16 protein-coding genes are annotated in these 20,056 nt (G+C 72.1%); 11 read left to right on the top strand and 5 right to left on the bottom strand.

The features are described from left to right. From AB4091_RS17005 to AB4091_RS16990, 4 genes are all read right to left on the bottom strand, one after another. The coding region (locus AB4091_RS17005) for a helix-turn-helix domain-containing protein (protein ID WP_442293102.1) at window positions 1–180 on the bottom strand (180 nt) is incomplete at its 3' end. Window positions 181–300: 120 nt separating this feature from the next. Then, the gene (gene guaA / locus AB4091_RS17000; RefSeq protein WP_442293100.1) at window positions 301–1,890 is read right to left on the bottom strand and encodes a glutamine-hydrolyzing GMP synthase; all 1,590 of its coding nucleotides are present in this window, start codon (window positions 1,888–1,890) and stop codon (window positions 301–303) included. A 75-nt stretch (window positions 1,891–1,965) separates the two neighbouring features. After that, complete coding sequence (locus AB4091_RS16995) at window positions 1,966–2,340, bottom strand: DUF3817 domain-containing protein (protein ID WP_442293098.1); 375 nt, start codon at window positions 2,338–2,340, stop codon at window positions 1,966–1,968. Beyond that, window positions 2,337–3,116: an SURF1 family protein gene (locus AB4091_RS16990; RefSeq protein ID WP_442293096.1), complete on the bottom strand. Its 780-nt coding sequence runs from the start codon at window positions 3,114–3,116 to the stop codon at window positions 2,337–2,339. Before AB4091_RS16990 ends, AB4091_RS16995 begins: the two co-directional genes overlap by 4 nt. A 71-nt stretch (window positions 3,117–3,187) precedes the next feature. Between AB4091_RS16990 and AB4091_RS16985 the strand changes: the two genes are divergently transcribed. The 10 genes from AB4091_RS16985 (at window position 3,188) to AB4091_RS16940 (ending at window position 15,976) form a co-directional block, all read left to right on the top strand. Then, window positions 3,188–3,865: a hypothetical protein gene (locus AB4091_RS16985; RefSeq protein WP_442293094.1), complete on the top strand. Its 678-nt coding sequence runs from the start codon at window positions 3,188–3,190 to the stop codon at window positions 3,863–3,865. 99 nt (window positions 3,866–3,964) lie between these two features. Further along, window positions 3,965–6,913 (top strand): Na+/H+ antiporter subunit A, encoded by a 2,949-nt coding sequence (locus AB4091_RS16980; RefSeq protein WP_442293092.1) that lies wholly within the window; start codon window positions 3,965–3,967, stop codon window positions 6,911–6,913. After that, window positions 6,910–7,440 (top strand): NADH-quinone oxidoreductase subunit K, encoded by a 531-nt coding sequence (locus AB4091_RS16975; protein WP_442293090.1) that lies wholly within the window; start codon window positions 6,910–6,912, stop codon window positions 7,438–7,440. The genes AB4091_RS16980 and AB4091_RS16975 overlap by 4 nt, the downstream gene beginning before the upstream one ends. Beyond that, a complete protein-coding gene (locus tag AB4091_RS16970) occupies window positions 7,437–9,053 on the top strand; it encodes a Na+/H+ antiporter subunit D (protein ID WP_442293088.1) in 1,617 nt (538 codons plus the stop codon). The genes AB4091_RS16975 and AB4091_RS16970 overlap by 4 nt, the downstream gene beginning before the upstream one ends. Further along, window positions 9,053–9,754 (top strand): Na+/H+ antiporter subunit E, encoded by a 702-nt coding sequence (locus tag AB4091_RS16965; protein ID WP_442293086.1) that lies wholly within the window; start codon window positions 9,053–9,055, stop codon window positions 9,752–9,754. The genes AB4091_RS16970 and AB4091_RS16965 overlap by 1 nt, the downstream gene beginning before the upstream one ends. Next, window positions 9,751–10,149: a monovalent cation/H+ antiporter complex subunit F gene (locus AB4091_RS16960; RefSeq protein WP_442293084.1), complete on the top strand. Its 399-nt coding sequence runs from the start codon at window positions 9,751–9,753 to the stop codon at window positions 10,147–10,149. The genes AB4091_RS16965 and AB4091_RS16960 overlap by 4 nt, the downstream gene beginning before the upstream one ends. Continuing rightward, on the top strand, window positions 10,146–10,514 hold the full coding sequence (gene mnhG, locus AB4091_RS16955; protein WP_442293082.1) for a monovalent cation/H(+) antiporter subunit G: 369 nt from the start codon (window positions 10,146–10,148) through the stop codon (window positions 10,512–10,514). Before AB4091_RS16960 ends, mnhG begins: the two co-directional genes overlap by 4 nt. A 139-nt stretch (window positions 10,515–10,653) precedes the next feature. Further along, window positions 10,654–12,366 (top strand): ABC transporter ATP-binding protein, encoded by a 1,713-nt coding sequence (locus AB4091_RS16950; RefSeq protein ID WP_442293080.1) that lies wholly within the window; start codon window positions 10,654–10,656, stop codon window positions 12,364–12,366. Beyond that, window positions 12,366–14,141, top strand: coding sequence for an ABC transporter ATP-binding protein (locus AB4091_RS16945; RefSeq protein ID WP_442293078.1), 1,776 nt, complete (start codon window positions 12,366–12,368; stop codon window positions 14,139–14,141). The genes AB4091_RS16950 and AB4091_RS16945 overlap by 1 nt, the downstream gene beginning before the upstream one ends. Before the next feature lie 299 nt (window positions 14,142–14,440). Continuing rightward, window positions 14,441–15,976 carry a glycoside hydrolase family 3 N-terminal domain-containing protein gene (locus AB4091_RS16940; protein ID WP_442293076.1) on the top strand — a complete coding sequence of 512 codons (1,536 nt, stop codon included), beginning with the start codon at window positions 14,441–14,443 and terminating at the stop codon, window positions 15,974–15,976. A gap of 148 nt (window positions 15,977–16,124) precedes the next feature. On the opposite strand, the gene AB4091_RS16935 is transcribed toward AB4091_RS16940, so the two are convergent. Next, window positions 16,125–17,831, bottom strand: coding sequence for a GMC oxidoreductase (locus tag AB4091_RS16935; RefSeq protein ID WP_442293074.1), 1,707 nt, complete (start codon window positions 17,829–17,831; stop codon window positions 16,125–16,127). A 104-nt stretch (window positions 17,832–17,935) separates the two neighbouring features. Here AB4091_RS16935 and AB4091_RS16930 point away from each other — a divergent pair, with 104 nt between their 5' ends. Beyond that, window positions 17,936–20,047, top strand: coding sequence for a phosphatidylglycerol lysyltransferase domain-containing protein (locus AB4091_RS16930; protein ID WP_442293072.1), 2,112 nt, complete (start codon window positions 17,936–17,938; stop codon window positions 20,045–20,047). The last annotated feature ends 9 nt before the right edge of the window (window positions 20,048–20,056 follow it).

The following is a 20,056-nucleotide window of genomic DNA, read 5'->3' as shown; positions in this document are numbered from 1 at the left end:
GAACACGCCACCAACGGGTCCGATCCGTAACGTCATGCCGGCCACCTTGGCCCAGCGGCCCACGGTGCGACGCTCCACCCCGATCCGACGCGCTACCTCCAACACCGACAGCCCCTGCTCCAGCAGCCCCAACGCCTGCTGCCGCTGAGYCAATGAGTACGTCCCCGGGATTCCACCCATCGCCTGCCTCCACGCAATCCGTGTTGCGCAGACGATCTGACGCCAAGGTGTGCACTCGATGGCGGGTCCCGGTCGAGTGCTCAGTTCCCGACGGTCTCTGACCGGGTCAGGGGGCGGGGGTCACTCCCACTCGATGGTGCCCGGCGGCTTGCTCGTGACGTCGAGCACGACCCGGTTGACCTCTTCGACCTCGTTGGTGATGCGCGTCGAGATGGTCGAGAGCACGTCGTAGGGCACCCGCGCCCAGTCGGCGGTCATCGCGTCCTCGGACGCGACGGGACGCAGCACGACGGGGTGACCGTAGGTGCGGCCGTCGCCCTGGACGCCGACCGAGCGGACGTCGGCGAGCAGGACGACCGGGCACTGCCAGATGTCGCGGTCGAGGCCGGCCCTCGTCAGCTCCTCGCGGGCGATCGCGTCGGCCCGGCGCAGGATCGCGAGCCGCTCGGCGTCGACGGCGCCGATGATGCGGATGCCGAGGCCGGGGCCGGGGAACGGCTGGCGCCAGACGATGACCTCGGGAACACCGAGCTCGAGCCCGACCTGGCGCACCTCGTCCTTGAAGAGGGAGCGCAGCGGCTCGATGAGGGAGAACTGGAGGTCGTCCGGCAGGCCGCCGACGTTGTGGTGGCTCTTGATGTTGGCCGCGCCCTCGCCGCCGCCGGACTCGACGACGTCGGGGTAGAGCGTGCCCTGGACGAGCCACTTGACGGGGTGCTCCTCGTCGCCGCGGTCGTGCACGACGTCGCGCGCCGCCTGCTCGAAGACGCGGATGAACTGCTCGCCGATGATCTTGCGCTTGGTCTCCGGGTCGGTGACCCCGGCGAGCGACTCGAGGAAGCGCTCGCGGGCGTCGACGACGACCAGGTCGACGCCGGTCGCCTCGACGAAGTCCTTCTCGACCTGCTCGGCCTCGCCCTCGCGCAAGAGGCCGTGGTCGACGAAGACACACGTCAGCTGGTCGCCGATCGCCTTCTGCACCAAGGCCGCCGCGACGGAGGAGTCGACGCCTCCGGAGAGCGCGCAGAGCACGCGGTCCTCGCCGACCTGCTCGCGGATCGACTCGACGAGGTCGTCGACGACGTGCCCGGGGGTCCAGTCGGGCGTGATGTGCGCGCCCTTCCAGAGGAAGTTCTCGAGCACTCGCTGCCCCTGATCGGAGTGCAGCACCTCGGGGTGCCACTGCACGCCGTAGAGGCGCCGCTCGTCGTCCTCGAACGCGGCCACCGGCGTACCTGCGGTGGTCGCGGTGACCACGAAACCGTCCGGCGCGGCGCTCACGGAGTCGCCGTGCGACATCCACACGACCTGGCTCGGCGGCTGTCCCGCGAAGAGGGTCGACTCGACGTCGCTGATCGCGGCGTCGGTCTTGCCGTACTCGCGCGCGCCGGTGCGGGCGACGGTGCCACCGAGGGCCTGGGCCATCGACTGGAAGCCGTAGCACATGCCGAAGACGGGCACGCCGGCCTCGAGCAGCGCCGGGTCGAGGCGGGGAGCGCCCTCCTCGTACACCGAGCTGGGCCCGCCCGAGAGGATGACCGCCGCCGGCTCCTTGGCGAGCATGTCGGCGACGCTCATCGAGTGCGGGACGACCTCGCTGTAGACCTGTGCCTCGCGCACCCGTCGGGCGATCAGCTGGGCGTACTGCGCGCCGAAGTCGACGACGAGGACGGGGTGGCTCTGCAGGTCGGTCGGGTGCGCTTCGCTCACGGGCGCCAGCCTATCGGCCCGGCGAGTGCCCTCCGGACGCCGTCCGGTGGGCACCGGGGCGCCCCCGAACCCGGCTCAGGCGGGCTCGGTGCCACCGACCGCGTACGCCCGTGAGAGCAGAGCCTCCGTGGCGATGGTGTTGCGGCGCTCGGCGATCCACGGCACGACCGGGACGAAGCCCGCCAGCAGGTTCTTGACGATGCGCACCATGCCCCACGCGGACTTGATGCCGAGGTTGGCGACCGATGCGGCATACGCCATGTAGATGACGCCGTGGATGGGGCTCCAGTACTGCGTGAGCACGTTGGTCTGCTTGAAGCCGTACTTCATGACCATCTCGAGCAGCAGCACGAACAGGGCGATGCCGGCCACGGTTGCGAGGATGCGGTAGATCCTCAGGGCCGCCCGGATCTGTTGCGGCTTGGCCAGGGTCTGGGGGTACGTGCTCACGTGGTCGCGCCTTCTCTCGGTGCGTCTTTCGGTGCAGCCGCGGGGTCCTCCGCCTGCTGCTCTGCTCGGAACATCTTCCACCACATCCAGATCGCGAAGATCCCGAAGACCCACCACTGGACGGCGTACGCGGCGTTGCGCAGGTTGAGTGGCGCGTCGAGGGGTGGTGGTGGCACACGCGTCAGACCGGTCGACGAGACGTCGGCGCCCGCGGACGATCCCGGTGTCTCGGCCGATGCGAGGACGACGGCGTTGTAGAGGTCGCCGGGCCACTCGTTGACGAGCGTCGCGAGGTCGATGGAGCGGACCTGCGGCGCCGGCAGCGGATCGCCCGGCCGAGGCGACTCCCCGGGGCCCAGGGTGCCGCTCACGGTGACGACGCCAGCCGGTGGGGCGGGCGCCTCGGCGGGGGTTCCGTCGACGAAGCCCCGGAGCACCGGCACGGTGCCACCGGCGCTCTCGAGGGGGGTGACGACCCACGAGCCGGCCCGGCCACCCAGGCGGCGGTCGACGACGAGCAGGGTGCGCTCGGCGGCATACGTGCCGGTGACGGTGACGGGGCGGTTCGACATCTCGGCGCGGAAGTCGCTGTGGGCTGCCGTGACCTGCTGCAGGGGCGCCCGCTCGAGCGCCGCGGCCGCGGCAACCGTCTCCTGCCGGCCGGAGTCGCGGGCGACCCCGAGCTGCCACATGCCGAGCCAGCTGCAGGCGGCGACCACGACCGCCAGGCCGGCGAGCATGCCGACCCAGCGAGGGGTGAGCAGCTGCCGGAACACGCCCCAAGGGTAGGTCACCCCCTCGGCGCCGACCTGCCCCGGGCCACCCATCCGTGCCAGACTCCTGCGCCATGTCCACGATCCGCCGCCACCCGGGCCGTATGCCGTCACGTGCCGTCCTCGTCGCGTCCGCGGTCCTGCTCACGTCCGTCTCCGTCGTCGCGGGGTGCGGCGCGGACGCCCCGTCGAGCCGGCCGACCGTGACGGTCTTCGTCGACCCGCCGACGACGGCGACGGCCGCGCCGGCGCCGTCGACGACCTCGGTGCCCACGGTGGCCGCGCAGCCGACCACGGCCGCTGTCCCGACCGCGCTCGCCGTCGGGCGTCAGCGCAACGCCCCGCACTCGTACGCCGAGGCCCGCGCCCGCATCCAGTCGGCCACGGCCGCGGCATCGGTGACCGACCACTTCCAGAGCCCCAGCGGCAACATCGTCTGCCACCTGGGCGGCGCGCAGGGCCTCGCCGCGTGCGAGGTCGGGTCGGGGCGCGTCGCAGCGCCCCTGCCGTCGATCTGCCCGGCGGGTGGCCCCACGGTCATCGGCCGCATCGAGCTCCAGGCGTCCGGGGCACGACCGGTCTGCAACTCCGACACGATCCGCGATGGGGGCGAGCCGAAGCTGCCCTACGGCTCACGCACCGCCGCGCTCGACCCGGTCGCCTGCGTCAGCGAGGAGGCGGGCGTCACGTGCGTCGACAGCGGGTCGCGGCACGGTTTCTTCCTCGCCCGCGGCACGTTCGTCACGTTCTGACGGTCCGGCCCGTGGTCGGAGCGACCGGTCGCAGCACATAGGATTGGGGCCACGACCTGACGTGGACCGATCCGCACACCCGACGACCGAGGGGCCGCCGTGGCGCAACTGCTGCTCTTGCACCTGCTGGCCGCCGTCGTCGCGCCGTGGCTCGCGAAAGTGCTCCGCGCCAAGGCTTTCCTGGTTCTCGCCGTCGCTCCCGCTGCCTCCTTCGGGTGGCTGGTCTCCGTCTCAGGTGATGTTCGCGCGGGCAACCTTCCGACACAGCGCATCTCGTGGGTTCCCGGCCTCGGCATCGACCTCGACTTCCAGCTCACCACGCTGTCGTGGGTGCTCGCGCTGCTCGTCACCGGCGTCGGCGCGCTCGTGCTGCTCTACTGCAGGTGGTACTTCTCCGACCGCGACCCCACGCTCTGGCGCTTCACGTCGGTGTTCACCGCCTTCGCCGGCGCGATGCTCGGGCTCGTCCTCACCGACAACCTGCTCGTGCTCTACGTCTTCTGGGAGCTGACGACGGTCTTCTCCTACCTGCTCATCGGCCACAACCCGGCGAGCTCGACGAACCGTCGGGCCGCGATGCAGGCGCTCATCGTCACGACGTTCGGCGGCCTGGCGATGCTCATCGGCATCATCGCCCTCGGCGTGCACCACACCTACTCCATCAGCGAGCTGGTCGCCGACCCGCCGGCTCTCGACGGCGTCACCGTGGCCGCGCTCGTGCTGCTGCTCGTGGGGGCCCTGTCGAAGTCCGCGCTCGTGCCGTTCCACTTCTGGCTGCCGGGGGCCATGGCCGCACCCACCCCCGTGAGCGCGTACCTCCACGCCGCCGCCATGGTCAAGGCCGGCATCTACCTCGTGGCGCTGCTCGCACCCGCGTTCGCCGGGGCCCCCGCCTGGCACGCGCTGACGGTCGGCCTCGGCCTCTTCACGATGCTCGTCGGCGGCTGGCGGGCCCTGCGGCAGCACGACATCAAGCTGCTCCTCGCCTACGGCACGGTGAGCCAGCTCGGCTTCATCGTCGCCATCGCCGGGCTCGGGACGAAGACCTCCGCCCTGTCGGCGCTCGCCCTCGTCATCGCGCACGGCCTCTTCAAGTCGACGCTCTTCCTCACCGTCGGCGTCGTCGACAAGAGCACGGGCACCCGCGACCTGCGCGAGCTGTCCGGCGTCGGCCGGCGCCTGCTGCCGGTGTCGGTGCCGGCCACCCTCGCGGCCCTGTCGATGGCGGGCATCATCCCGCTCGCCGGGTTCGTCTCGAAGGAGAGCGCCCTCGAGGCGTTGTGGCAGGACGTCCAGACGTCGACGCCCCTGCCGGCACCGTGGAGCTGGCTCGCGATCGCCGGGGTCGTCGCCGGCTCGGCGCTCACCGTCGCCTACACGGCGCGCTTCCTCTGGGGCGCCTTCGCGACGAAGCCCGGCGTCGAGCCCACGCCGGTGAAGGCGGCCCACCCCGGCTTCGTGCTCTCTCCCCTCCTGCTGGGCGTCGGGTGCCTGCTGCTCGGGCTGCTCTCGCCGCTCGAGTCACCCTGGCTGATGCCGTATGCCGTCGCGTTCCCCGTCGGGGAGGCGCCGGCGACCCTGTCGCTCTGGCACGGCGTCACCGTGCCCCTCATGCTGTCCCTGGTCTCGGTCGGCCTCGGCCTGCTGCTCTTCAGCCGACGCGACCTGGTCGGTCGGGCGCAGGCGAGAGTGCCGGCCCTCGTCGACGGCGAGCGCGGGTTCGCGCGCACGCTGCGCTGGGTCGACCGGGGCGCCGTCGAGACCACGGCGGTGACCCAACGCGGCTCGCTGCCCATCTACCTCGCGGCGATCCTCATCGTCTTCGTCGCGCTGCCCGGCGTCGCTGCTGCGACTCGCGGGTCGTTCCCGTCGATTCGCTTGTGGGACAACCCCGGCCAGGCCGTCGTCGGAGTCTTCATGGTGGCTGCCGCCGTGCTCGTGCTCGTCACGCGACGCCGCCTCACCGCCGTCATGCTCGTCGGCGCCACCGGCTACGGTGTCTCGCTCCTGTTCATCCTCCACGGCGCCCCCGACCTCGCCATCACGCAGATGCTCGTCGAGACCGTGTCGCTCGTCGTCTTCGTGCTGGCCCTGCGCCGACTGCCGACGAAGTTCACGAGGCACCCGCACTCGCCCTCACGCACCTGGCGGATCGCCCTGGGCGTCGCCGTCGGCACCTCGGTCGGTCTCATCGCGCTCGTCGCGTCGGGCGGGCGCACGGCTGACCCGGTGTCGGTCGACTTCCCCACGGAGGCGTACGCGTTCGGCCACGGCAAGAACATCGTCAACGTGACGCTCGTCGACATCCGCGCCTGGGACACCCTCGGCGAGGTCTCCGTGCTCGTCGCGGCGGCGACCGGCATCGCGAGCCTCATCTTCGTGCGCACCCGCAACACCCGGCTCTCACGGGCGACCGCCAAGGCACTCCCCTCGAGCAACCCGGCTCGTGGCACGTGGCTGCACGGCGGCCGCACCATGCGCCAGGAGAAGCGCTCGGTCATCTTCGAGGTCGTCACCCGCCTCGTCTTCCACGTCATGCTGGCTGCGTCGCTCTTCCTGCTCTTCGCCGGCCACAACCAGCCGGGTGGCGGTTTCGCGGGCGGCCTCGTCGCCGGGCTCGCGCTCGTCGTGCGCTACCTCGCCGGCGGCCGCTACGAGCTCGACGAGGCGGCCCCGTTCGACGCCGGACTCCTCGTCGGCCTCGGTCTGCTCGTCGCCGTCGGCTCGGCCCTGGCCCCGCTCGCGTTCGGCGGCACGATCCTCGAGACCACCGCCGTCGACTTCACGCTCCCGCCGTGGGGCGAGGTCCACCTCGTCACCTCGCTGTTCTTCGACGTCGGCGTCTACCTCATCGTCGTCGGGATGATGCTCGACATCGTGCGCAGCCTCGGCACCGGCATCGACCGGCAGATCGCCGACGAGCAGTCCGACGGCGGCTCGGGCGAGACGTCCGACGCCTCCGACGCCTCCGACGCCTCCGACGAGGGTGCCGAGGGTGCCGAGGGTGCCGAGGGTGCCGACGACGTGGCGGAGGTGGCCCGCCCATGACCGCGACCGCCCTGGTGCCGACCCAGATACGGGCCCTGGCGCCGACGCTCATCGAGTCGACCCTCGAGCCCAACCTCACGCTCGTGCTCGTCACGGTCTTCCTCGTGGCTACCGGAACGGCGCTGGCCCTCGACCGCAGCCTCGTGCGCGTGCTGCTCGGCATGGTGCTCATCGGCAACGGGGTCGCCGTGCTCTACCTCGTCATCAGCGGGCGCGCGGGGCGGGCCCCGTTCGTCGACGAGGACCCCGCGGCGATCAGCGACCCGCTCCCGCAGGCCATGGTGCTCACCGCGATCGTCATCTCGCTGGCCACCATCGGCTTCCTCCTCGCGCTGTCCTATCGGCTCTGGCAGGTCTCGGGCACCGACGACGTGCCCGACGACGCCGAGGACGCCCGCATACAGAGGCTGGCCCTCGAGGACCAGACGTCCTCGACCTACGACCCCTCCGAGACCTCGACGACGACGTCCGACGAGCTGGCCGGCGAAACCACCAGCCCGCACGGCGGAGCGAGCGAGCCGACATGACCGACTTCCCCGTGCCCAACCTCGTGCCCCTGCCGGTGCTCCTGCCGCTCCTCGGCGCGGCCCTGACGCTCGCCTTCCGGCGGTCCCCGCGCCTCCAGCGCGGCGTGAGCATCGCCGTGCTCGCCGCGGTCGTCGCGGTCGCCGGCGTGCTCGTGTGGCAGACCGACGTGCGCGGCCCGCAGGTGCTCTGGCTCGGCGCGTGGCAGGAGCCGCTCGGCATCTCGTTGGTCGCCGACCGGCTCAGCGCGCTCATGCTGCTCGTGTCCGGCATCGTCACGCTGCTCGTGCTCGTCTTCGCCATCGGCCAGGGACAGGCCGACAGCAAGGAGGAGAACGAGAGCGAGACCCCCCTCACGATCTTCCACCCGACCTACCTCGTGCTGTCGGCGGGCGTCTCCAACGCCTTCCTCGCCGGCGACCTCTTCAACCTCTTCGTCGGCTTCGAGATCCTGCTCTTCAGCTCCTACGTCCTCATCACGGTGGGCGGCGCCGCGTCCCGCATCCACGCCGGCACCACGTATGTCGTCGTCAGCCTGCTCAGCTCGGCGCTCTTCCTCGTCGGCATCGCCGCCGTCTACGCCGCCACCGGCACCGTCAACCTGGCCCAGCTCTCGATCCGCATCGGCGACCTCGCCCCGGGCGTGGCCCTCGTGCTCCAGCTCTGCCTGCTCACGGCGTTCGCGATCAAGGCGGCGATCTTCCCCATGTCGGCGTGGCTGCCCGACAGCTACCCCACCGCGCCGGCACCGGTCACGGCGGTGTTCGCCGGTCTGCTCACCAAGGTCGGCGTCTACGCGATCATCCGCGTCCAGACGCTGCTCTTCCCCGACTCCCCCCTGCAGGGCCTGCTCATGTGGGCGGCGCTGCTGACCATGGTCATCGGCATCCTCGGCGCCGTGTCGCAGTCGGGCCTGAAGAGGATCCTGTCGTTCACGCTGGTCAGCCACATCGGCTACATGATCTTCGGCATCGCCCTGGCCACACCCGAGGGCACCGCCGGCGCCATCTTCTACGTCGCGCACCACATCACCATCCAGACCGCGCTCTTCCTCATCACCGGACTCGTCGAACGGCTCGGGGGCACGACCTCGCTCGACCGCCTGGGCGGGCTCGCCGTGGCCTCGCCCGTGCTCGCGATCCTGTTCTTCGTCTCGGCGATGAACCTCTCGGGCATCCCGCCGATGTCGGGCTTCCTCGCCAAGATCGGCCTGCTCCACGCCGGCATCGCCCTGGGCACACCGCTCGCCTGGCTGCTCGTCGTCGGCGGCATCGTCACGAGCCTGCTCACCCTCTACGCCCTCGCGAAGGTCTGGAGCCAGGCGTTCTGGCGCACGCTCGCCGACGCCCCGCACGCCACCGCGACCGCAGCGGCCCTGCAGGCCGGAACGCTCGACGTCGAGCCGGCCACCGACCCCGCGACGGCCGTCGTCGTGGATGCCTCCCCGCGCACCCTGCCCCGCACGATGCTGGGGGCGACCGCGGCCATGACCGCCGTGGGACTGTCCATCACCGTCGTGGCCGGGCCGCTCTACGCCTACACGCAGCGGGCGGCGAGCGACCTCGCCCGCCGCGACCCCTACGTCACCAGCGTGCTGCCCCAGGACGTACGCTGATGACCGAGACCCGACTGGCCACAACCTCCCCGCAGCCCGAGTCGCCCCGCCGCCGCCGACGCGTGCTGCAGCCGCGCGCGGTCGCCGCCATCGCCCTGTCCTGGGTACTGCTGTGGGACCGCGTCACGTGGGGCAACATCGTCAACGGCGTGCTCGTCGGCCTCGTCGTGACGTACGCCTTCCCACTCCCCTCGATCGAGTTCGAGGGACGCCTGCGCCCGCACCGACTGGCCTGGCTCATCGTGCGGTTCGTCGCAGACCTCTTCGTCGCCTCGTGGCAGGTCATGCTCCTCGCCTTCGGCACCAAGCAGCCGCGCAACGCGGTCATCGAGGTGCAGCTGCGGTCGCGCTCCGACTTCTACCTGACCATCACCGCCGAGCTGGTGGCGCTCGTGCCCGGCTCCGTCGTCGTCGACGCGCGCCGTTCGACCTCGGTCCTCTACCTGCACCTGCTCGACGTCCACGACCCGGCCGCCATCGAGGCACAGCGCGTCCACGTGCTCGCCATCGAGCGGCGCGTCGTGCGCACCTTCGGCTCCCGCGAGGAGATCGAGTCGCTCGAGACCGGGTCTGCGTGGCCGACGCCGCCTGCCACCGACCGCCCAGAGTCACAGAGCAGGTCGCAGCGTCACGAGGGCGCCGACGACACCACTGGCGAAACCCCCGCCCACGACCACGACAGCCGGGAGGAGCAGCCGTGACCATCGTCCTCACCCTCGCCCTGGCGATGCTCGGCGCGGCGGCCGCCCTGGTGCTCGTCCGCCTGTTCCGCGGCCCGAGCAACCTCGACCGCATCATCGCCGCCGAGATCCTGCTCGTCATCGTCATCGCCGGGGTCGCCCTCGAGTCGGCGCGCCAGGGCACCTCGACCTACCTGCCGCTGCTCATGGTGCTCGGGCTGGTCGGCTTCGTCGGCGGCGTCGCCGTCACCCGCTTCATGTCCCGCGACACCGACGACACCGACGACACCGACGACACGGGCGACACGGGCGACACCGACGAGGCCGGCGAGACCCAGGAGACCGGCGAGACCCACGAGCCCGACCGTCCCGACCAGCCGGACGAGGTCCAGCGCCAGACCCGGGAGCAGCAATGACGACCCTCACCGCCGTGCTCGACGCCGCCGGCGCCGTGTGCCTGCTCCTCGGCTCGTTCCTCTGCCTCGCCGGCGCCATCGGCCTGCTGCGCTTCCCCGACACCCTCTCCCGGTTGCACGCGGCCACGAAGCCGCAGACGCTCGGCCTCATCCTCATCCTCGCGGGCCTCGCCCTGACCCTGCGCACCTGGGCAGCCCTCACGACGCTCGTGCTGCTCGCGGCGACGCAGTTCTTCACCTCCCCCGTGTCGGCCCACCTCGTCGGGCGGGCGGCCTACCGCAACCGTCGCGTCGACTCCGGCACCCTCGAGGTCGACGAGCTCTCCGATGCCCTCGAGCGCTCGGGCTCGGATCCCACACACTGACTCGCGAGCGACGACTCCGGGCACGGCGGCATACCCCCTCGGGGTTTGACCTCAAGTCCACTGGAGCTCTTACGGTCATCCGGTGACCGCGACGGAAAATGGCGTGAACCACCCTCTCGCCCAACGTAAAATGAACCAAGTGATCTCGCTGCCCCACGCCGACCCCGGCACGCCCGACCTGACCAGCCCGACGGCATACCTGCGCTGGGTCGGCAAGGGTCAGTGGCGCACCCTCGTCGTGGCGATCGGCTTCGGCATCGTGTGGCTCGTCAGCCAGGCACTCTTCCCCGCCGCGATGGGCAAGGCCATCGACGAGGGCATCATCGGCGGTGACAGCAGCTCTCTCCTCCGCTGGTGCGCCATCCTCGTCGGGCTCGTCACCGTCAGCGCGCTCTCCGGTGCCGTGCGTCACCGCTACGCCGTCATGAACTGGATGCAGGGCGCCTTCCGCTCCGCCCAGCTCATCGGCCACAAGGCCGCCGACACCGGCGAGGCGCTGACCCGCGCCGTCCCGACCGGCGACGTCGTCGCCACGGTGAGCTCCGACGCCATGCGCATCGGCGGGCTCTACGACGTGATCGCGCGTTTCGCAGGCGCGGTCGTCTCCTACGTCGTCGTCGCCCTCATCCTGCTCAGCGCCTCGACGCCCCTCGGACTCGTCGTGCTCATCGGCGTGCCGGTGCTCGTCGCCTGCCTCACCTTCATCGTGCGGCCGCTCCAGGCCCGCCAGCTCGCCCAGCGCGAGGAGTCCGGCAAGCTCATCGGCCTCGGCGCCGACACCGTCGCCGGCCTGCGTGTGCTGCGCGGCATCGGCGGCGAGCAGACGTTCCTCCGCAGGTATGCCGTCCAGTCGCAGTCGGTGCGCGAGGTGGGCAACCGCGTGGCCGGCTACCAGGCGGCTCTCGACGCGGCCCAGGTGCTGCTGCCCGGGCTCTTCGTGCTCGTCGTCGTGTGGCTCGGCGCACGGTTCGCCATCGAGGGAGAGATCAGCGCCGGCCAGCTCGTCGCGTTCTACGGCTACACCGCCTTCCTCGTCATCCCGCTGCGCACCGCGACCGAGATGGTCGACCGAGCCACTCGTGCACACATCGGCGCCCGCAAGCTCACCACGGTGCTGGCGGTGCAGCCCGACCAGGTCGAGGCCGCGCAGACCCAGCCCCTCCCGACCGGGCCCGCGCCGCTGCACGACCCGGTGAGCCAGGTGACGGTCGAGCCGGGCCGGTTCACCGTGGTCGTGTCGGCACGGCCGGAGGACTCGGCTGCGCTCGCCGACCGGCTCGGGCGCTTCGGCACCACCACGACCGACGTGCGCCTGGACGGCACCCGCCTGGCCGACGCTCCGCTCGCCGAGGTGCGTCGACGCGTCGTCGTGTCCGAGACCGACCCACGCCTGTTCACCGGGACGCTCCGTGACGAGCTCGACCCGTGGGGCGAGCACGACGACTCGACCATCCTCGAGGCGCTGTCGGTCGCGAGCGGCGACGACGTGCTCGAAGCCCTGCCCGGCGGTCTCGACAACGAGGTGGAGGAGCGCGGTCGCGCCTTCTCCGGCGGCCAGCGCCAGCGGCTCGCCCTGACCCGCGCGCTGCTCACCGGGGCCGACACCCTCGTGCTCGTCGAGCCCACCAGCGCCGTCGACGCCCACACCGAGGCCCGCATCGCCGAGCGCCTCACCGCCGCCCGGCAGGGCCGCACCACCGTCGTGATGTCGGCGAGCCCGCTCATCCTCGACAAGGCCGACCACGTGGTGTTCCTGCGTGACGGCAAGGTCGCGGCTGCGGGCCCGCACGACCGGCTCATGGCCGAGAACGCCGACTACCGACGCACCGTCGTCCGAGGAGAGGAGGACTGATGTCGCTGACACCAGCGCCGTCCACGCGCACGCTTCCCGTGGCCGACACCGCATCGGTCCGGGCCCACACCCGCGAACTGCTGCGCCGCCACCGCGGCAGCCTCGCCACCGTCGTCGGCCTGCACGCCGTCGCCGCCGTCGCCGGTCTCGTCGCGCCACGCGTCATCGGCCTGCTCGTCGACGAGATCAGCCACGGCCGGTCGCTCGACGTCGTCAACTCGCTCGCGCTCTGGATCGCCGGGGCCGTCGTCGTCCAGACGGTCGTCACGTGGTTCGCGCGGCGGGCCTCGTTCGTCATGGGTGAGACCGTGTTCGCCGAGCTGCGTGAGCAGTTCATGGGGCGGGTCGTCGAGCTGCCGCTGTCGACGGTCGAGCGCGCCGGCACCGGCGACCTCGTGTCGCGCACGACGAACGACGTCGAGGCGCTCTCGCACGTCATCCGTTTCGGCGTGCCCGCCATGTTCGTCGGCGCGGTCACCACCGCCATCACCCTCCTCGCGGCGTTCCTCACGGACTGGCACGTGGCGCTCGGCGTGCTCGTCGGTGTGCCCGTCCTCGTGCTGTCGACGCGCCGCTACCTACGCCTCGCGCCCGAGGGCTACCTGCGCGAACGGGCGACGTATGCCGTGCTCAACGGCGTCGTCACCGAGTCGGCCGACGGTGCCCGCACCGTCGACGCCCTCGGCCTGCGCAGCCGGCGCCGGCGCCGGATGGACGACGCGTTGCGCGAGTGCTACGACGCCGAGGTCTACACGCTCGGCCTGCGCATGCGCTGGTTCCCGTCGGTCGAGTTCGCGTTCTTCGCGCCGGTCGCCGTCACCCTGCTGTGGGGCGGCTGGCTCATCTCGCAGGACATCGCGACGGCCGGAACCGTCACTGCGGTCGCGCTCTACGTCCAGCAGATGGCCGGCCCACTCGACGAGCTCATCTCGTGGCTCGACGAGATCCAGGTCGGGGCGACGTCGCTCGCTCGCGTGATCGGCATCGCCGACGTGCCACCCGACCGCTCCGCGACCGGCGAGGAGCCGACCGACGACCATCTCGAGGTCGACGACGTCGTCTACTCTTACCGCGCGGGCCGCGACGTGCTGCGCGGTGTCTCGCTGGACCTCCAGCCCGGCGAGCGGCTCGCCATCGTCGGCCCCTCGGGCGCCGGCAAGTCGACGCTCGGCAGGCTCATGGCAGGCATCGACGGTCCCCGCGAGGGGCGCGTCGACGTGGGCGGCGTACGCCTCGTCGACCTCGAGCTCGCGCAGCTGCGCGGGCAGGTCGCCCTCGTGACCCAGGAGCACCACGTCTTCGTCGGGTCGCTCGAGGACAACCTGCGCCTGGCCCGCCCGGAGGCGTCACGCGAGCAGCTGCTCGACGCGCTCGAGGCCGTCGACGCGAAGGGCTGGGCCGTCGGGCTGCCGGAAGGGCTCGACACCGCCGTCGGCTCGGGCGGCCACCGGCTGTCCGAGCCCCAGGCGCAGCAGCTCGCGCTGGCCCGGCTCGTCCTCGCCGACCCGCACACCCTCGTCCTCGACGAGGCGACGTCGCTGCTCGACCCGCGAGCGGCACGCCACCTCGAGCGCTCGCTCGCAGCCGTCGTCCAGGGGCGCACCGTGGTCGCGATCGCCCACCGCCTCATGACCGCCCACGACGCCGACCGGGTCTGCGTGGTCGAGGACGGCCGCATCAGCGAGATCGGCTCGCACGAGCAGCTGCTGGCGGCCGACGGGGCGTATGCCGCCCTGTGGCGTTCGTGGCGCGACGAGCCGCAGCCGGCGGTCTGACGCGCAGCCGGCGACCGGGCGTGAACTTCCTTCGCAAAGAAACGACAAGGCCCGTAACCCCCACGGATGCCTGTCGTTGTCAGCACGGTGCCAGGCCGATTCTCGACCGGTTGAAGGCCTGCGCACCGCGGGGTGGGGCCGTCTCTGAGGGGTGACGGCCTCACCCCTTCATCGTGCCGGGCGCGCGGCGTCACCGTTCGGCGTCGTTCGGCGTCGTTCGGCGCTGCCCGGCCCGACCCGACCTAGAATCGTAGGTGGGGGCGAGCGGTTCGCTCGACAGGGCTGAGCAGGAGGCTGTGATGGGCTCTCGACGCCTGGCCATGATGTGTGTCGCGGCGTGCTCGGGAGCGGCCGTGCTGGCCGGTCCGACCACGGCCACGGCGGTCACTGGTGCCGCACGCGCTGCGAGCGCCGCACCGGCCGCATCTGCCGCGTCCACGGTCGGGTCCGTCGCGCTCGGGTTCGTCGCGACCGGGTCCACGGCGTCCCTGGCACCCGCGGCCCTGGCACCCGCGGCCGTCTCACCCGCGGCCACCGCGCAGGCGGTCCTGAACCGTCTGACCACCGCCCAGCGCGTCGGCCAGCTCTTCATGGTCGGTGGCTCGGTGAAGGGCCTGTCGACGACGACCCGCACCGCGGTCAGCCGCTACCACGTCGGCAACCTCATCCTCACCGGCCGCACCACGGCGGGCGCGGCGCCCGTGCGTGCCCTGACCAGTGGCGCCGACTCGATGACGACCAACGCCGCCACGTCGGGCGTGCCGCTGCTCATCGCCTCCGACCAGGAGGGTGGCCTCGTCCAGGTGCTGCAGGGACCGTGGTTCTCGCGGATGCCGACGGCACTCACGCAGGGCACCTTCACCGACGCGGGCCTGACCCGCAGCGCCACGTTGTGGGGCAGCCAGGTGCGGCGCGCCGGAGTCAACGTCAACCTCGCCCCCGTCATGGACACCGTGTCGGCCTCGTTCGCCCGGCAGAACGCCCCGATCGGCGCCTTCCAGCGCGAGTACGGCCACACGCCGGCCGTGGTCGCCGACAAGGGCTCCGCCTTCCTCCGTGGCATGCGGGTGCCGGGCCTGGCCATGACCGCCAAGCACTTCCCCGGCCTCGGCCGGGTGACCGGCAACACCGACACGACGGCAGGCGTGACCGACCGGGTGACGACCCGCACCTCCCCCGACATCGGGCCGTTCCGGTCCGCCGTCGGTGCCGGGGCCCAGCTGCTCATGGTGTCCTCGGCCGTCTACAGCCGCATCGACGCCGCCCGCCCGGCCGCCTTCTCCCCCACCGTCATCACCGGGATGATCCGCGGCGACCTCCGGTTCAGCGGCATCGTGATCAGCGACGACCTCGGGGCGGCCCGTGCCGTGCAGGCCTGGTCGCCGGGCACCCGCGCCCTCAACTTCCTCAACGCGGGCGGCGACATCGTGCTCACGGTCGACCCGACGGTCATCCCGGCCATGGTCGGCGCGGTCACGGCCAGGGTTGCCACCGACGCCGCCCTGCGAGCCCGCGTCAACGCCGCCGCGCTGCGGGTGCTCACCGTCAAGGCCGCGAACGGGATGCTCGGCACGAGGATCGCCATGAGCGGGTCGCTCACCGGGTCCACCGTCTCGTCGCTGCAGCGCTGGCTCGGCGTCACGCGTACGGGCGCCTTGGGCAGCGCGACGATCCGGGCGCTCCAGGTGCGGGTGAACGTGCCCGCCTCCGGGGTCTGGGGCAGCCGGTCGATGGCAGCCCTGCAGTCCTACCTCGGGCTGTCGCACGACGGGGCGACCACGTGGAACTCACGCACCGTCCACCAGCTGCAGGCCTACCTCAACACCCAGCTCTGACCCAATCGAAAGAACACTCCGTCACCCGTCGAGCGTCACGGAGCGTTCTCTCGATCAGGTGAGACGCGCACACCCCCAATCGAAAGAACACTCCGTCACCCAGCCGAACGGAGCCGCGGCCCCAGACACCGATCGAGAGAACAGTCCGTCACGTGGCGGGGGTGACGGAGCGTTCTCTCGATCGAGGAATGGGGTCGGGGTCGAGGCGGACGTACGCCTCACCCTGCGCCGGGCGCCGGTCGACCTCGCCGGCAGGCGGCCACAGCGCGAAGGCGCGCTCGGCCTGGGCCGTGATCGTGAGGCTCGGGTTGACGCCGAGGTTCGCCGAGACCGCGGAGCCGTCGGCGACGCTGACGCCCGGGTAGCCCCAGAGCCGCTGGTACGGGTCGATGACGCCGGTCTCGGGCGAGTCGGAGATGACCGCTCCGCCGAGGAAGTGCGCCGTCATCGGGATGTCGAACACCTCGCCGATCGACGACCCCGGCCAGGCGCGCTCACCCGTCGAGCGCTCGAGGCGCTCTGCCATCGCCCGCACCGCACGGTTGCCCTCGGGGATGTAGGTGGGGTTGGGCTCGCCGTGGCCCTGGGTCGAGGTCAGGCGCCAGCCGAAGAGTCCGCGGCGGCGGCTGACCGTGATCGAGTTGTCGCTCGTCTGCATGACGAGCGCGATGACGGTGCGCTCGCTCCACCGGCGGGACGACAGCGACCGGAGGAAGACGTACGGGTGGCGGGCCGCGCCGCCGGCGAAGCGCAGCCACCGCGGCACCCGGCCGCCGCCGTCGACCTGCATGACCGCGAGCGCGCCCATGAGGTTGGAGCCCTTGCCGTAGCGGACGTTCTCGACGTGCGTCGTGTCGGACACGTGGAAGCTCGAGGTGATCGCGACGCCCCGGGTCAGGTCGACGCCCTCGGGCACCCGCGAGGTCATCGCCCCGCCGAGCGCCTCGGAGTTGGTGCGCGTCAGCTCGCCGAGGTGGTCGGAGACCTGCGGCAGCCCGTCGGCGTCGGCCTTCATCGCCTGGAGCAGCTGCGCCGTGCCCCAGGCACCGGCCGCCACGACGACGTGACCGGCGGTGACGGTGCGCTCGCCCGCCCGACGTCGACCCCACGCCCCGGTGCGTTCGGTCGTGACGGCATACCCGTGCTCGGGGGACGCGGGGTCGAGCGGGCGCACGCGTGTGACCGTGCGCAGCGGCTCGATGGTGACACCCCGTCGCTCGGCGAGCGCCAGGTAGTTCTTGACCAGGGTGTTCTTGGCGCCGACGCGGCAGCCCACCATGCAGTTGCCGCACTCGGTGCACCCCGTGCGGTCGGGCCCCGCACCGCCGAAGTACGGGTCGGGCACCCGCTTGCCGGGTTCGCCGAAGAACACGCCGACGGGCGTCTTGCTGAAGGTGTCGCCGACCCCGAGGTCGGACGCGGCATCGCGCATGAGCTGCTCGACGGGGCCCTCACACGCGTTGACCGTGACGCCGAGCATCCGCTGGGCCGTCGCGTAGTGCGGGGCGAGCTCGGTCTGCCAGTCGGTGATGTGGCCCCACTGCCGATCGCGGAAGAACGGGGCGGGCGGCACGTAGAGCGTGTTGGCGTAGTTGAGCGAGCCGCCACCGACCCCCGCGCCGGCGAGCACCAGGCAGTCGGGCAGCCGGTGGATGCGCTGCACGCCGAGCAGGCCCAGTCGCGGCGCCCAGAGGTAGCGCCGCACGTCCCAGCTGGTGCGGGCGAAGTCGGCGTCCTCGAAGCGGCGACCCGCCTCGTAGACGTGGACGCGGTAGCCCTTCTCGGCAAGTCGTAGCGCTGCCACGGACCCGCCGAAGCCGGACCCGATGACGACGACGTCGTGGTCGAGCTCCATGTGCTCAACCCTAGAGCGCTGGAGCGACCGAGGCTACCGAGAGTAATGACGGTCACCTGCTCCGGTCTCCAGACGCGGCGCCGACCGAGGAGGAGCATGGGAGGATGCTCCGTCCCTGGACGGTGATCCGGCGCCTGCCACTCACGAGCGCCCTCCTCGCCGTGATCCTCGCCCTGTCCGTCGTCACCAGGACCCTCTGGGACCCGCTGGTCGACCGCTCCCTCCACACGAGCCTCGGCTACGGCCTCCCGGCCTTCGAGTCGGGCAGCTGGTGGACGCTGCTGACCGGCGCCTTCTTCGCAGCACGGCCCCTCCAGTACGTGCCGATCATCGTCGGCCTCGCGCTCTTCGGCGGGTTCGCCGAGTGGCGCCTGGGCACGAGGAGGTATGCCGTCGCGCTGGCCGCGTGCCACCTCGCCGGGGTGCTCGGAGCCGCAGGCCTCCTCTGGGTCACCCGCGACCACGGCTACGTCTGGACGACGACGCTCGCCCATGCCCGCGACGCCGGACCGTCGGCGGCCTTCCTCGGTGCGGCGGCTGCTGCGACGGTCACCCTGGCCCCACCGTGGCGCGGGCGCGCGCGGACGCTGCTCGTCGCGTACGTGGTGCTCTTCCTCATCCACATGGGTGCCCTCGCCGACCTCGAGCACCTTCTCAGCGTCGGGGTCGGGCTGGCGCTCGGGCCCTACCTCGTGGGTCGCCGACCGGCCCTCACCAGACGACAGCTGACCCGACGGGACTTCCGGCTGCTCGCGTCGGGCTTCTTCGTCGTCGCGGCGGCCGAGGTCGCGCTGCACCCCTTCACCACCGCCGACGGGCCGTTCACGGTCACCCTGTCGGCCGACGCCCGCGCCGAGGAGCTGTCGGACTCCAGCCTCGCGCTCGGCGTCCTCCAGATCGTGCTGTGGCTGTGGCTCGCCCGGTCGCTGTACAAGGGGCGCCGGCGCGCGTGGCGGTGGGCGCTGGCCCTGCTCGTCCTCGTGCTCGGGATCCAGCTGGCCAACTTCGGCTGGATGGTCGCGACCGGCGAGCCGGGGCTGGTGGCTGCCGGCTGGGACACGGTCGGCAACGGCGTCGGCCTCGTCGTGCTGCTCGTCGGTCGCCACGCGTTCCGCAACCCGTCCCCGCGTCGCGCGCGCCGCACGCGGGGAAGCCTCGTGGCGCCAGCGGACGACGACCAGCGCGAGCAGGCGACAGTGCTGCTGCGCGAGGAGGGCACGGTCAACCGGCTCGCCTGGATGACGACGTGGCCCGAGAACCGGTGGTTCACCAGTGCGCAGCGGGCCGGCTACGTCGCGTACCGGGTGCACGCCGGCGTCGCGGTGGGCCTGTGCGACCCGGTGGCGGCCGACGAGGAGGACCGCGCGGCGCTGCTCGTCGAGTTCTCCGACCGGGTCCACGCCCAGGGGCTGGTGCCCTGTCTCTTCACGGTCAGCTCCGAGGCGTGCCGGCACGCGCGCGAGCTGGGGTGGCACAGCCTCCAGGTCGCCGAGGAGGCGGTCATCGAGCTGCCCACCCTCGACTTCGTCGGCAAGGCGTGGCAGGACGTGCGCACGGCGCTCAACCAGGCCGGCAAGCTCGGCATCCACCTCAGCCTCCAGCCGCTCGCCCAGATGCCGCGGGGCCTGCAGATGCAGGTCAAGGCCATCTCGTCGGAGTGGGTCGAGGACAAGGGCCTGCCGGAGATGGGCTTCACCCTCGGCGGGGTCGACGAGGCGATGGACCCGGCGGTGCGCGTGGGCCTGGCCGTCGACAGCGAGTCCACCGTGCACGGTGTCACGTCCTGGATGCCGATCCACGACGTCGGTGGCGCGGCGGTCGGGTGGACGCTCGACGTCATGCGCCGGCTGCCGGGCGGCTTCCGCTACTCGATGGAGTTCCTCATCGCGTCGGCCTGCCTGAGCTTCCGCGACGAGGGCTGCTCCGTCGTCTCGCTGTCAGGCGCACCCCTGGCCCGCAGCGCGGCAAACGACGACGGGCTCGACCGCGGGACTGTCGACGCGTTCCTCGACCGGCTCGGTGAGACGCTCGAGCCCTACTACGGCTTCCGCTCGCTGCTCGCGTTCAAGGCCAAGTTCCAGCCCGAGCACCACCCGCTCTACCTCGTCTTCCCCGACGAGGCGGCCCTGCCGCGGATCGGGCTCGCGCTCAGCCGGGCCTACCTGCCCGACGCGGGGGTGCGCGACCTCGTCGCCCTGGCGCGCACCGGTCACTGAACCCCGTTG

The sequence above is a fragment of the Terrabacter sp. 2RAF25 genome (assembly GCF_052115265.1).
Classification (GTDB): domain Bacteria; phylum Actinomycetota; class Actinomycetes; order Actinomycetales; family Dermatophilaceae; genus Terrabacter.
Note: the sequence above shows the minus strand (reverse complement) of the source record. Positions and strands in the feature narration are given on the sequence as shown.